At 67.2% G+C, this 14,428-nt stretch carries 8 protein-coding genes; 4 read left to right on the forward strand and 4 right to left on the reverse strand.

All coding sequences use genetic code 11. The annotated features are described in order from the left end of the window. Window positions 1-11: 11 nt before the first annotated feature. From ACWA15_RS15600 to ACWA15_RS15610, 3 genes are all read right to left on the reverse strand, one after another. Complete coding sequence (locus tag ACWA15_RS15600; protein ID WP_464056366.1) at window positions 12-281, reverse strand: hypothetical protein; 270 nt, start codon at window positions 279-281, stop codon at window positions 12-14. Further along, entirely contained in the window at window positions 278-7,387 is a 7,110-nt protein-coding gene (locus tag ACWA15_RS15605) for an RHS repeat-associated core domain-containing protein (RefSeq protein WP_464056368.1), read from the reverse strand. Before ACWA15_RS15605 ends, ACWA15_RS15600 begins: the two co-directional genes overlap by 4 nt. A gap of 542 nt (window positions 7,388-7,929) precedes the next feature. After that, complete coding sequence (locus tag ACWA15_RS15610) at window positions 7,930-8,415, reverse strand: hypothetical protein (protein WP_464056369.1); 486 nt, start codon at window positions 8,413-8,415, stop codon at window positions 7,930-7,932. Window positions 8,416-9,702: 1,287 nt separating this feature from the next. On the opposite strand from ACWA15_RS15610, the gene ACWA15_RS15615 reads away from it, so the two are divergent. The 4 genes from ACWA15_RS15615 to ACWA15_RS15630 are packed head-to-tail and all read left to right on the forward strand — an operon-like array spanning window position 9,703 to window position 13,451. Further along, window positions 9,703-10,284 carry an NYN domain-containing protein gene (locus ACWA15_RS15615; protein ID WP_464056371.1) on the forward strand — a complete coding sequence of 194 codons (582 nt, stop codon included), beginning with the start codon at window positions 9,703-9,705 and terminating at the stop codon, window positions 10,282-10,284. Between the two features lie 59 nt (window positions 10,285-10,343). After that, on the forward strand, window positions 10,344-11,072 hold the full coding sequence (locus tag ACWA15_RS15620; RefSeq protein WP_464056373.1) for a response regulator transcription factor: 729 nt from the start codon (window positions 10,344-10,346) through the stop codon (window positions 11,070-11,072). Next, window positions 11,069-12,661 carry a sensor histidine kinase gene (locus tag ACWA15_RS15625; RefSeq protein WP_464056375.1) on the forward strand — a complete coding sequence of 531 codons (1,593 nt, stop codon included), beginning with the start codon at window positions 11,069-11,071 and terminating at the stop codon, window positions 12,659-12,661. The genes ACWA15_RS15620 and ACWA15_RS15625 overlap by 4 nt, the downstream gene beginning before the upstream one ends. A 46-nt stretch (window positions 12,662-12,707) precedes the next feature. Further along, window positions 12,708-13,451: an HD domain-containing protein gene (locus ACWA15_RS15630; RefSeq protein ID WP_464056376.1), complete on the forward strand. Its 744-nt coding sequence runs from the start codon at window positions 12,708-12,710 to the stop codon at window positions 13,449-13,451. Here the strand turns inward: ACWA15_RS15630 and ACWA15_RS15635 are convergent. Next, window positions 13,448-14,413 (reverse strand): ribokinase, encoded by a 966-nt coding sequence (locus tag ACWA15_RS15635; RefSeq protein WP_464056377.1) that lies wholly within the window; start codon window positions 14,411-14,413, stop codon window positions 13,448-13,450. The two genes, ACWA15_RS15630 and ACWA15_RS15635, sit on opposite strands and share 4 nt — an antisense overlap. Between the last annotated feature and the right edge of the window lie 15 nt (window positions 14,414-14,428).

A 14,428-nucleotide genomic window follows, 5' to 3' on the forward strand; every position in this document is an offset into this window, starting at 1 on the left:
AAGAGCCACCATCAGTCGGCACCGTCACCAAGAAGTGCCGCCAGTTGGCGGGCAGGATCCCACCCGAGGGGCTGGGGGTGGAGCGGCTCGCTGTCCCAGGGCATGCCTCGCTCTACCCAAACCTGACGCCAGGTGTCGTAGGTGTAGCCGAGGTCATCGTCAGTGACTCCGAATTCGAATCCGCACGACCAGCAGATTTCATACGACCCACCACTTTCGGTGCGCGGCACCTCCGTCAGTTCGTCATAGCCACAGACAGGACAAGTGAAAAGGTTGCTCATTGCAAGGCTCCTGGCTGCCGCGACCAGTAATCCGGACTGGTCGGCTTGAAGAACGTCTTCGTCATCCCGTTTAGAGCGAATGATCCGAACGTGTTGGTTGCTGGGTCGAACATCCGGATTGTGCCATCCGAAGCAATCTTTGTGGGTAGGTGCTGCGCAGCGCCGCGCTGGAAAAATTCCGAGCCCATCCGCGCGTAGTCGTCTGCCGACTTGGCACCGAAGTCCGCGCCGTGGCGAGCAAAGTGGTCATCCAGGGTCTTGAGGTTCGCCCAACTGCCCTTGGTGGAAAGCCCGACGAGGTCGTCACCGGATTTTGTGGCTTCTGCTGCTTTCTCGGCGGCTTTTGCCGTGCTGGCCGTGTTTTCGGCGGCCTTGGCGGCTTTCGCGAGTGCGGCCGCCTTGCCGATCGGAATGAACCCGACCCCCACCATGACGCAGCCCCCGGATTGTCCTTCAAGGCATGAGAGGGCGTCGTCGATGCCGACTGTCGCGGTGATCATGGAGCCCCACCAGGTGGGTTTGACATCGTGGTAGCCGTCTGGCAAACGGATCTTGCCCCAGTCCGGGCAGTCGGGGAGCCGTGCGTTGTACCGATCGTATTTTATCTTTCCAAGTCTGTCAGACTCGTCTTTGGTGAGTTCCCGGCCGGGGTTCGCCATACATAACAGCCACTCCGGGACCACTTTTCCATCAGGGGATGTTTCCGTGTGTCGACCGGAGGTCTGGTTCGTATTCGAGGCCGCTGCGACGGACGGACCTTTGCCTCGGCCCGTGGAGGTGACTTTGCTGATCGCCTTGGTCACCGACGACACAGCTAAGCTCACGGCGCGCGCCAGGTGGTTAGTCACGCTCTGACCCAGGACCCGCGTCGCGACCGTCTTCACCGACACGGTCACTTTGGCGAGAGCATTGACGAACGTTGCAGCAGTCGACTTGAGCTTGGGGGTGATCGCCTGCGTTATCTTCCTCAGGGCTTTCGTGCCCTGGGTGATCCACTGGCGCGGGTCCATCGAGAAGTACCCGCCGGCGTCGATCATCGTGACCGGATTGCCTTGGGTGTAGGCGTACCGGTTGGCGGAGAGGGGTTCGCCTTGCGTCCCGCGCCACGAGTCCGCACTTGTCCACACGCCAGCACCCGGCTCATAAGTGCGGGAGTAGAACGAGACCGTCCCCATGACCGGGTCGGAGACCTGACCAGTGAACCCGGCGGTGCTGGCCCACCCAGCGGTGGCGAAGCCCTGGACACCGAAGTCGGAGTAGGAGGCCAGGTCCGTGATCACCGCACCGGACGCCGTCGCCACCGACGACCCTAAGCCATCGAGCAACGCCCACCTAGCCTCCCCCGAGGCTGTTGCCTCAAGAGCCGTAGCGTTCTCCAGTAGGCTTCGACCGAACACATCGCGGACGAACACCGACGTGTCGGCGCTCTCGCCGCCCCCGGTACCGGTCACGATCGACTGACCGACGGGGGCGAACCCGTCCCAGATGCTCGTCGTCGCACGCTCGAACGTGTCGGTGCTCGTCACCGTCTGGGTCCGGCGCCCGAGGCCGTCGTAGACGTAGGTCTCCTGACGTCCCGCGGTGGACACCGACTCCAGGTGCCCGGCCCCGTCATAGGTCGACACACTGTCCAGCTCGCCTCCCGCGACCTGGTCACCGGTGACGGTGGTCGCCACCCGGGAACCGTTGGCGTTGTAGGTGTACGACTCCTGCGACCTGACACCGGCCCGGGCCTGGGTCGTCGTGCTCGCCCGATTGGCATCGTCATAGGTGGTCTCCGACTCAAACGAGTCCGTCACCAGCGTCCGCGGGTCGTCGGTCGCGGACCACGCTGTGCGGTTCCCGACCTGGTCGTAGGAATACGACGACTCCACCCCCGTGGAGGAGGTCGAGGCGTTCAGCCGGCCTGCTCGGTCGTAGGAGTATGTCCGGGACTCGACCTGTGGTTGCGGTTCCTGCAACGTGTCGGCACCATCGGGCGTTGTTGCCTCTGAGACGATCCCGATCTGGCGGGTTGCGGCGGTCAGGTTCCCGGCAGTGTTGAAGGTGTAGTCGAACCGTATGCCCTCCCCCTGCGCTGCGACCGGCTCGATCGACGGGAGGTTTCGGCTGGTCAGGTAGTGGTCGGTCGTCTCGCACGCAACTGTCGATGGGACTTGGCGTCCAGCCACATAGGGGCCGGAGTTCCCACCCTTCGCGCACGACAAGGCCGGAGCTTCCGGCTGGCCGACCTGCACCAGGGCGGCAGAACCGGTCTCTGGAGTTTCGACTTCCCCCAGATCGTCGGAAGCGCTACCTGGGACAGCGGGCGCCTGCGGGGTCAGGTGAGCGATCGCGAGGGTGTGGTCGGCGTCGTCGTAGGCGAACGTGGACGTCACGCCGTCCAGCCCGTCCGCCGTCGTGCGAGCCAGTGCGTTCAGGCGACCTGCCGCGTCCCATGTGTACTCTGCGGTGCCCCACTGGGTATGTTGACGGACGGGACGGCCCGCCGCGTCGTAGGAGTAGCTGATCAGGGATTCGCCCACTCCTGCCGTGATCAGCTGGCCAGCGTCGTCGTAGGCGTAGGTCAGCTCGTTGCGGGCGCCGTCGATCTGAGAGGTGACCCGCCCAGCACCGTCGTAGATCCACCCGGTCGCTCCTGTGGCATCGACCATGGCGATGAGGTTGCGTTCCTCGTCGTAAGTGAAGCTCGCGCTCGCACCGACCTGGTAGGAGGTCTCGATGAGGTCACCGCGCGCGTCATAGGCGTGCTCGGTGATCTGCCCCTCCGCGTCCGTGGAGGACACCGGCCGACCAGCACGGTCGTATGTGTACGACCACGTGGCACCGGTCGGGTCCTGCTCGGAGGAGACACGACCGACCCGGTCGTAGGTGTAGGTCGTCGTCTTGCCTCGCGCGTTGGTGGTTGAGGCGAGGTTGCCTGCAGGTGTGTAGGCGTACGTGGTCGTGAGGTTCGTGTCGAAATCGGCCGGGTCCCCAACGAACCCAACCGGGTCCGTACCGACCCCGGGGTAGCCCGTCGTGTCAGCCTCGACCACCGTGGTCAACCGGCCCGCAGGATCGTACGCCCAGGTCGTGACCTGTCCGTCAGGGCTGGTCGAGGACACCCGGTTGCCCACAAGGTCGTAGGCGTGCTCGGTGGCCGCGCCCATCGGGTCGGTCACTGCGACGACCTGACCAACCAGGTCATGCGTGTAGGACGTGGCAGCTCCGTTGGCGTTGATCTGGGTGACCGCGCGCCCGGCCAAGTCGTATTCTGTCCGCCTCACCCCGTCCATCGCGTCGGTGACCGAGACCCGACGCCCCACACCGTCGTAGGCGTACGCGGTGACAGCCCCGAGCGGGTCGGTGGTCGTGAGCAGGTTCCCGGCCAGGTCGTAGGAGTACGACTCGACGCCACCGGTCGGACCGGTCATCTCGTTCACACGTGAGGCACTGTCGTAAGTGTAGGTGGTGGTGTGCCCGCGCCGGTCGGTCGCGGCCTCAAGGTTCGACTCGGCGTCGTAGGCGTACGAGGTCACCTCACCGGCCGGGTCGGTCACGGCCGTGGTGCGACCGGCGTCGTCGTACGTGAACGTCGTGGTGGCACCCACAGGGTCAACGGTGGCCAGGACCTGGCCAGCCAGGTCATACCCCGACCCCCACGTCCCGCCTGCGGCATCGCTGATGCCGGTCTGGCGACCAGCGCTGTCATAGGTGTAGGTGGTTTGGTGACCCTCCGGGTCAGTCTCGACTACGAGCTGGCCTGCCAGATCGTAGGTTGACGTCCAGTCCTGCCCTGTTGGGTCGGTCACTGTCGTGATCCGGCCAACCTCATCACGGGCGAACACGGTCACGTCCCCCGCAGCGTCCGTTGTGGACACCAGGTTCCCGGCTCCGTCGTAGGCGTGCGTCGTGACCGCGCCGAGCGGGTCGGTCGTGGTCAGCACGTTCCCGGCCAGGTCGTAGGTGTTTGTCTGCGTTGCCCCGAGCGGGTCCTGCTCAGAGCTCACCCGGCCCGCAGCGTCGTAGCCGAACGTCCGCGTCCCCCCGGCGGGATCGGTCTCGGTGATGAGGTTGCCCGCCGCGTCATAGGCGTAGCTGTTCACGCCACCGACCGGGTCGGTCACCGTCACCAGGTGTCCCACCACGTCGTAGTCGAACGTCATCGCTCCACCGGCGGGGTCAGTCTCGGTCCGAAGCTGGCCGGCCGCGTCGAAGGTCGAGGTGGTGACCTGCCCGAGGCGGTTGGTCATGTGGGTCTGGTGACCATCGCCGTCATAGGCGTAGGTGAGAGTCCCCGCGGGGTCGGTGCTCGAGACCATCTGGTCGAGAGCGTCGTAGGTGTAGGTCGTGGTCACCCCGAGCGGGTTGACCGTACTGACGACCCGGCCGGCCGCGTCGTATCCGGTGCCCCAGGTCGCACCGGTCGGGTCGGTCACACCGACCACCCGCGCCGCCTTGTCGTGGGTGTAAAGCGTGCGTCCGCCCAGCGGGTCGACCTGTGCGGTGAGCAGGCTGCCCTCGTACTCGCTCGCCCATACGGCACCGGTCGGGTCGACTATCTCGGTGACACGGTTGGCACCGTCGACGACAAACGTCGTGACGGCGCCTGTCGGACCGGTGACTGCAGTGAGATTGTCTTCGCTGTCATAGGTGAACGAGGTGACCGCGCCGAGCGGATCAGTCGTCGAGGTCTGGTGGAACAGCGCGTCCCACGTGTAGGAGGTGACACCGCCGTCAGGTGCCGTCGAAGACGTCAGGAGGGAGTTGGCGTCGTACGCGAACGATGAACTGGCACCGTCCGGGCCGGTCTGGGCGACGAGTTTGTCACTGGCGTCCCACTCGTACCGGACGACGGCCCCGGCCGAGTTCGTCGTGGACACAGGCCTGTTCGAGATGTCGTAGTCGATGGAGGTGACCTGGCCGAGAGGGTCCGTGACGGAGACGAGGTTACCGCGCGCGTCGTAGGCCTTCGTGGTGATCGCCCCACCCGGTGACACCACGCGAGTCACATCTCCGCCAGCATTGCGGTCCAAGACCGTCAGGCCACCCCCCGCATCGGTGATCGCCGTGACCAGACCCGTTGGCGTCAGGTCGAAAGTGGTCGTTCGTCGACCGCCGTCACCTGAGTCTTCGTCCAGGGCTTTCACGTAAGAGCCCGCATATGCGTAATTGGTGACGACCCCGTCGGGAGCGGTCTCGGTGACCACGTTTCCGTCGGCGTCATAGGCGTATGCAGTCGTACGTCCGCCCGCGTTGGTGTAGCTGGTCACCTGGGAGGCGCTGTCGTAGGTGAACGATTGCGTCTCCCCAGCCGGATCAGTGACAGAGACGATCCTGTAGGAGGCGTCGAAGCGGTAGGTGTGAGCGCGGTTGGCGTTGTCGGTATAGACCACCGAACGAAGACCATTGGAGTCGGGGGTATCCGTGTAGTTGAAGGTGCGCACGTTCGCGCCACCATCGACCTGCCTGACCACACGGCCCGAGGCATCGAACTCGTTGACCAGGTACGTGACTCCCGCCGGATCTGTCGCCGTGAGCATCTGGTGGGAGGCGTCGTAGGTGAACGAGCGCACACCACCAGCAGCGTCGGTGATCGAGACCAGGTCACCCGCCCCGTCGTACGCCAACGACCAGGTTCGTCCGTCTGGGAGCCTCAAACCCGCGATACGACCCACCGCATCTGCGGTCACGGAGACCTGCTGACCGGCGGAGTCGGTGATCGCCGTCAACGGCAGGTACTGATCGTCACCATCAGGTGTCCCATATGTGAGCGTGAGGATCTGTCCAGAGGGATTCGTGTAGGAGGCCAGCTCTCCGATGCCTTCGATGTCACTGGCATCAAAGGTCCACACACCACCCTCAGCGTCCGTCCACACCAACCCGCCGTGTCCGTCCTCAGCAAGGGTGGACCCCGCACCAGGGTCGGTGACATAGCCACCTGCACCGTCGGGGTCGAACACGAACGACGCACCGTCGGACCTGGCCACGAGCACAGAGCCGTCGTCGAACCGTTGTGCGCGCGAGCCCAGGGTGAACGACCATCCTGCGCCCGTGCGAGTGGGGCGCCCGTCCTGAGAGTTGTACGTCAGCCCTAGGTCGATGATCTGCTCACCCGCCCCGGGCAATGACACCAGCGGGAAGTCTTCGACAAGGTTGCCCGTGGAGAAGGAGACAGGGTCGGCGCCGAAGGCCAGGTGGTTCTGATGCCCCAGGTGCCGCCACCGGGCTAGCTCCGCCGCCGAGGGCCTGGCTGGCCAGCCACCCGTGGCGGGGTCCGTGCAGTCAAATCCAACGTTCTCCAGGTACATGCCTGCGCCTGTGAAGACACCGTCGGAGAGAGACCCGAAGCCGTTTGCGATGACTTCCCAGTCGAAGTTGTGATCCAGGTAGAGCGCCTCCAGGTGCACCATCGCACCGGGCACCCCCGCAAAGTCGTCATAGGGAATCCGGCCAGGGCCGTGCAGGGCTGACGGGCGACCGGTGTAGAGGGGCAACTGCTCGTTGAGAGACGCAGCTACCGTGTCATCGCCCCAACCGCCGCGGGAGTAGACCTTCGAGCCTCCGGTCCCCTCGGTTCCCCACGGGTGACCACGCAACGCGTCGAAAGCCAACGTCATCGTCAGATCCGGTTCGAACGCCGACGCCATCCCAGCACGAGTGGCTTGCGAGACCACGGCCGGCGTCGCACCGCGCGTGATCAGCACGTCCGCACGGCAATAGGCCGCAAGACGGTTCGCCGTCTCGGTCGCCAACGCCGCATTGAACGGCAGCTCCGTGACCGGACCCGCCGGACCGGTCGTATTGGCGATGTCGTTGTCTGGATCAAGAACCACCCGCGGACCCGCGGCAGGCACGAACGGAGTCCCGATGACGACAAACTGCGAGAGGTGATCAAGTTCGCCGCGCACTACGGCGCCGTTCGGATCCAGGTACGAAGCAACCTCGACCCACGTGTCAGCAGTCGTCTCACGGGTCAGGATCCGCACCGACCCCGCATCCAGCCCTTCGAGAGCCTTCGGGTCGACGTCGACGTCCAAGACCACGCCTGGGACGACGTTTTCGATCATGTCCGGACCATCGGCGTACTCGACGACATCGAAGGACGTCGGGAAGCTCCTCACCTCGCCACCAGGCCCTGTGGCGTCAACCTCAAATGGCGCCGCCAAAACCACCGCATCGGCAGGCAGCCCGTCCCCGGAGGCACGACGCATCCTCGTATCCGTCACGGGACCGACAGCAACATCCACGTCGTCGGCCAGGTCCAGGCCAGAGAAGGTGGCCTGCACGGAACCTGCATCCACCGTCGATGCGACCCCGGCCACAATCGTCCCCGTGCCGTCTGGCGCCGTCACCGTCGAAGTTCCCACCACGCTGGCCGCAGGAGCTGGCTGCACAGACGAGTCGCCTCCGCCCGCTTCTGAGACGGCTGCGTCGTCCGGCTCGTCCGACACCGCCCGGTCGAGATCGCCAGGATCAACCTTCGGCGCACCACGCGACTCATCGGCAGCTACCCGCGCCATCTCGATCACTTCAGAAGCTGGAAGCACCTGCTGCATCGGTCCAGCGAGAGCAGCCGGCGCCAAGGCAAGCAGCAACGACGAGCAGGCCGTCCCCGCCACGACAGTGCGCAGACCACGCCCGGGCCATGCTCCTAGACCGCGCCTCACAGCGCGCTGACCGCTTCGCCAGCACGTCCACGTCTGACGCGAGACTGCACCAGGATTCCGCCACCCACCAACAGACCTGCCACGACCACGAGCAATCCGATCCGGACCCCTGTCAGGGCCAACCACCCGTCCCCGCTCCCGTACCTCACGCACGCCGCCAGCTCCGTGGCGTCCTTCACGCCATCACCGTCGTAGTCCTCCTGCCCGTCTGAACATGTGACGTCACCGCAGATCACCACTTCAGCCCAGTCGCCCACACCATCGCCGTCGACGTCTTCACGACCCGTCGCGCAACGAGCCGAACCGCACACGATCTTCTCCGCAAAGTCAGGAATGCCGTCACCATCGACGTCATCTTTGACATCCACCCCAGTTACATCACCGCCAGCCTGCATCTCGACCCAGTCAGCCAGCCCGTCGCTGTCACGGTCTTCACGACCTGTTGCGCACGTCGCAGAACCGCACACCACTTCTTCCACCACGTCTGGGATCCGATCACCATCGACGTCACACCTCAAGTCCCCCGGATCGCACTCCACCACCGGCGACGCCGACAACGTCCACGCCGCGATCTCGACAGGACTCGCCGCAGACGCACTCGTCCCAGAACTCCAGAGGAGCGCCGCAGCACCCACCAGTGTCACCAGAACGAATCGGCCCGCACGTCCCCGGCTGCTACCAAAATTCATACGTTTGTCCCCCACACCATCAATACGCACGACGACCAAGCAAGCCTGAACAGAGCGCACTAAACACTTCCCCGAAGGAAACTCAACGGTCCTGCCGACCCGGTCGCCGTGAGCGCACGCGGCGTCATCACAGGTAACGCCTCGACCCAATCGGCCACACCAACCGTGAACGTCCTCACCGCTGCGCCCATCGAGGCCATTGCACGGGCGGCCTTGTCCGACGTCCTCTGGCCCCGTCCGCCCGCACCAACGACGACGCGACCACCCTGACCCGACCCTCCATGAAGGGGACACCGCCGGTGCCGACATGCCAACGCGTACCGCGACAACGAGCAGCCCCCTGCTTCAACACCGTGACCGATTCGTCGCGACGGAGCAAAATTAGCACAATCGGCCATTTCGTCAGCAACCGAGCCATCGCCCCACCCACGCGCCGCTCGCTCTGCCAATGAAGACTTCCCGAAGGCCTGGCAACGGGACGGGCCAGCCGCGAGGCCCTGTGACAAGGCTCCCTGCACCCGCTGCGCAGGGCCAGAAAGTCGTTCTGACCTGCACAAACATGCATCGCTTGAGCGCGATGCGCGCGCTCGGCGGGAATCCCTCAGGGGTCCTCAACCGGCCACAACCCGGACCTATGGCGTCGACGCGCAGGCCAAATCAACCGGCTCAGAACCTGTCGAAACTTCACCCTTAGCACGCCCAATACACGGCCGCGACCCGCCAACAGAAGGCGGATCGCCGGGGCGGACGCCAGCACAGCCGGATGCGGGAGTTGCTCACCCTGGTCGCTCGGACGGTGACCACACACGGGTCCGGGTCCGCAAGCTAGTCACCGGGCAAACCGACCGCGAGTCCGAAACATAGGAGTCCCGTCGCGTACGGCGACGTCATGACATCCGCCTTGGAGAACTGGGCGGTGGAAGAATCGACCCGTCGGCGACAATGGCCCTCACCGCTTCGCAACTCCGTGCTTGAGCCGTCCGTCCAAACTCGCCCCATGCCCCCACGCGCACCGGCCGGATCCCTACCTGCGGCCGCGCGTCAGGGCCCCCAACCATCAACACCCCATAGAGTGGTCCCATGTCCGGCTCAGATTCACGCGCTCAGCGCCCCACGTACCTGCTCGTCGACGGTGAGAACATCGACGCGACCCTCGGGATGAACGTCCTGGGCCACCGGCCCAGCCCCGAGGAACGGCCCCGGTGGGACCGCATCTCCGAGTTCGCCGGATCGGTCTGGGACAACCAGCCCGTCAACCCCCTCTTCTTCCTCAACGCCTCCTCCGGGCAGATGCCCATGCCGTTCGTGCAGGCGCTGCTCGCCATGGGCTACCGCCCGATCCCGCTCGCCGGCGCCAGCCACGAGAAGGTCGTGGACATCGGTATCCAGCGCACCCTCGAGGCGATCGCCGACGTCGAGGGTGACGTCCTGCTCGCCAGCCACGACGGCGACTTCCTGCCCCAGGTGGAGGCGCTGCTCGACGGCACCCGCCGGGTCGGCATCCTGTGCTTCCGGGAGTTCGTCAACAGCAAGCTCGCCGAGCTGAGCAGCCGCGGGCTGCAGTTCTTCGACCTCGAAGAGGCCGTCGGGGCGTTCACCACTCCGCTGCCGCGCGTGCGCATCATCCCGATCGAAGAGTTCAACCCGCTGCGCTACATCTGAGCGCCGCAGGCCCAGCACCCTCTCAGGCGATCCTCAGAAACACGTCGCACACTGGGACCATGACCGAAGCCGAAGCACGCCTTGTCGTCGTCGACGACGAGCCGAACATCCGAGAGCTCCTCGCGACCTCGCTGCGCTTCGCGGGGTTCGAGGTCTTCGCGGCCGAGGACGGCATGAGCGCCCTCAAGCTCGTCCGCGACGTCGAGCCCGACCTCATCGTGCTCGACGTCATGCTGCCGGACATGGACGGGTTCACCGTCACCCGGCGCCTGCGCGAGAAGGGCCAGCACATGCCCGTGCTGTTCCTCACCGCGCGCGACGACACCCAGGACAAGATCACCGGGCTGACCGTGGGCGGAGACGACTACGTCACCAAGCCGTTCAGCCTCGAAGAGGTCGTCGCCCGGATCCGCGCGGTGCTGCGCCGCACTCACCCGACGCCGGTCGACGACGCCGTGCTGCGCTTCGCCGACCTCGAGCTCGACGACGACTCCCACGAGGTGCGCCGCGCCGGGCAGGTCGTGGACCTGTCCCCGACCGAGTTCAAGCTGCTGCGCTACCTCATGCTCAACCCCGGCCGGGTGCTGTCCAAGGCGCAGATCCTCGACCACGTGTGGCAGTACAACTGGGGCGGAGACGCCAACATCGTCGAGTCCTACATCTCCTACCTGCGCCGCAAGATCGACAACGCCCCGCGCCCGGACGGCACCATGCCGGAGCCGCTCATCGCGACCAAGCGTGGCATCGGCTACATGCTGCGGCAGCCGGCGGCGAAGAGGTCCACGTGACCGGCAAGACCCCCGACGCACCCGCCAACACCGCAGTGCCCGACGGCGAGACCCCCGACACCGGCGAGCACGTCGGCCCGATCCGCTCGTTCTGGGTCCGCACCCCGCTGCGTGTGCGGCTCGTGGGGATCGTCACCCTCGTGCTGCTCGCCGGCCTGGGCATCTCCGTGGTGCTCACCACGACGGTCCTGTCCAGGTTCCTCGTCGACCAGCTGGACGCCCAGCTGCGGACCACCGCCGATCAGCGCTTCAACCAGGTGATGCTCCAGAATTCCGACGCCGCCATCCGCCAGTTCCTGCCGAGCGACTACTACATCGCGATCTACCCGGTCAGCGACAAGCCGCGGGTGGAGGTGCAGGTCCAGACGGTCGAGAAGTACGGCATCCCCAAGATCACCGCCTACACCTTCACCGACGAGAACCGGCCCACGGGGCCGTTCACCACCTCCTCGGTCGACGTGCAAGGAACAGGTGGCGACGGGTCCCAGTGGCGGGTGCTCGCCGGGTCGGTCGTCGGCGGGGACGGGACGAAGGTGGCCGACGTCTACGTCGCGCTGCCGCTGAACACGGTCACGAGCACCGTGGTGCAGATCAAGCAGATCCTGGCGGTCAGCGCCCTCGCGATCACGGTGCTGGGGGCCGTCGTCGGGCTCCTCGCGGTGCGGCGCTCCTTGCGCCCGCTCGGGGACATCGAGCGCACCGCGGCCGCAATCGCCGAGGGTGACCTGAGCCGTCGCATCCCCCAGGCCCCGCTCTCGACCGAGGTCGGCAGCCTCTCCCACTCCCTCAACGTCATGCTGTCCCAGATCGAGCAGGGGTTCGCCGCCCGCGAAGCATCCGAGGAGCGCATGCGCCGCTTCGTCTCCGACGCCAGCCACGAGCTGCGCACCCCGCTGGCGACCGTGCGCGGGTACGGCGAGCTGTACCGGATGGGGGCGCTGACCACCCCGGAGGCGATGGACGACACGATGCGCCGGATCGAGGACTCCGCCAAGCGGATGGGCACCCTCGTGGAGGACCTGCTCCACCTGGCCCGCCTCGACGAAGGGCGTGCGCTCCAGCGCGTCCCTGTGGACCTGACGGTGCTGGCTGCCGACGCCGTGAGCGACCTGCACGCCCTCGACCCCTCCCGCCCGGTCCGCCTGGCCCCCCTCACCCCCGGCGCCCCGATGGGACCGCACCTGGTGATCGGCGACGACGACCGGCTCCGTCAGGTGCTCGCCAACCTGGTGGGCAACGTCGCCACCCACACCCCGGCCGGCTCCCCGGTCGAGATCGCGCTCGGCGAGGTCACCGTGGGCGGCCGACGGTGCATCCAGCTCGAGGTCCGCGACCACGGGCCGGGGATCGCCGACGCCGACGCCGAGCGCATCTTCGAGCGGTTCTATCGGGTGGACTCCTCTCGCAACCGCACCTCGGGAGGATCGGGGCTCGGGCTGGCGATCGTGGCCGCGATCGTGGGGAGCCTGGACGGGACCGTGCGCACCGCCGCGACCCCCGGCGGCGGCCTCACCGTGCGCGTGTGCCTGCCGGCCGCCACGCAGGAGAGCGATTCGGTTCCCGAAGGGTTACCATTGCCGGTCGTCTGAGACACCACCGTGAGCGGCCCGCCGCCCACCCGTCGAAAGCTGGATCATGCCTCCTGTCAGCGCAGACGCACCACAATGGCTGCTGTCGTCGTGGAGCCGCAGCACCCGGGCTGCCGGAGCAACCGTGCCGGAGAATGAGATCCGCGACATGGGGCTCAGCCTCCTGGACCGGTGGAACGAGCCCGGGCGGATCTATCACAACGTCCGCCACCTGGCCGACGTGCTGAGCCGCGTCGACGAGCTGGCCGAAGAGACCCACGACCCGGACCTGGTCCGCTTGGCCGCCTGGTACCACGGTGCCGTGTTTTCCGCGGCGTCGTCGGTCGCCTACGCGACCCAGGGCGGGGAGGACGAGGTCGCCAGCGCAGCGCTGGCCCGCACCGAGCTCGTGGCGCTGGGTGTCCCCGAGCCCAAGGCCCTGCGCGTCAAGGACCTCGTCACCGCGCTCGCCCGGCACAAGCCGTTCGCCGGCGATGACGACTGCGCAGTCCTCTGCGACGCCGACATGGGCATCCTGGCCACCGAGCCGCAGCGCTACAAGGCGTACCTCATCGACATCCGCAAGGAGTACGAGCACATCCCCGTGCGCGACTACCTCGGGGCACGGCTGCGCATCATCAGCCGACTGCTCGACCGCAAGGCGCTCTACACGAGCCCGCTGGCGACCGGCTGGGAGGACGCCGCGCGCCAGAACCTCGCGGCCGAGCAGGCCAGGCTCCAGAAGGAGCTCCGCAAGCTCGACGAGTCCGCGGCGCTGGCTGAGAGCGCCGGGGACCCGCAGCGGTCCTAGCCGAGCGGCCCGGCGGCGAGCCGACCGGCGTCGCCGGGACCGGCGTCGGGCAGCTCGTCCATCCTCGGGTAGGACGGCTGCGCGCCGGCGCGGGTGGCCGCGACCGCGGCGACGCGCGCCGCGAAGTGAGCCGCCTCGACCAGGGTGCGGCCCGCGGCAAGCTGCTGGGCGAGCGCCCCGGTGAACGCGTCGCCGCACCCCGTGGTGTCCACGGCCTCGACCGCCACCGCGGGCACGTCCACCACCCGGCCGCCACCGGTGGCGGTGGCGTCCAGCACCACGGACCCGCGGGACCCCAGTGTCACCACGGCGCGCCGCACGCCGAGCGCGGTCAGCGCTGACAGCACCGCCTCCCACCCGGCCTCGACCACGGCGGGTCCGAGCAGGTCAGCGATCTCGTGGTCGTTGACGAGCAGCACGTCCACCAGGCTCAGCAGCGCGTCGTCGACCCGGTGGTAGGGCGAGAGGTTGAGCAGCACCTGGGTCCCGGCGTCCCGGGCGTACCGGGCGGCCTGGAGCACGGTGGCCTCGCTGACCTCCAGGCACAGGCACAGCACCGCCGCCCCCGCGAAGAGCTCGGCCTCGAGGACGTCCGGGGACAGGTGCCCGTTCGCACCCGGGGAGATGATGATCGAGTTCTCCCCACGAGAGTCGACCGAGATCACCGCCGTCCCGGTGGCCACTCCGTCGAGGCGGACCACACCGCTGGTGTCGACGCCGGCCCGGGCGGCGGCGTCGACCAGGAGGCGTCCGTGGGCGTCGTCGCCGACGGCGCCCACGATCGCCACGTGCCCGCCGAGCAGCGCGGCGGCCACGGCCTGGTTCGCGCCCTTGCCACCGGGTGAGACGACCAGCTCAGACCCGCGGACCGTCTCACCCGGTGCGGGCATCCGCTCGACCTGGACCACGAGGTCGGCGTTGAGGGAGCCGACGACGAGGATCGTGCCCGGCTGCTGGGACATGTTCGTGCCTTTCAT

The organism is Sanguibacter sp. TS_SC_8 (assembly GCF_055361235.1).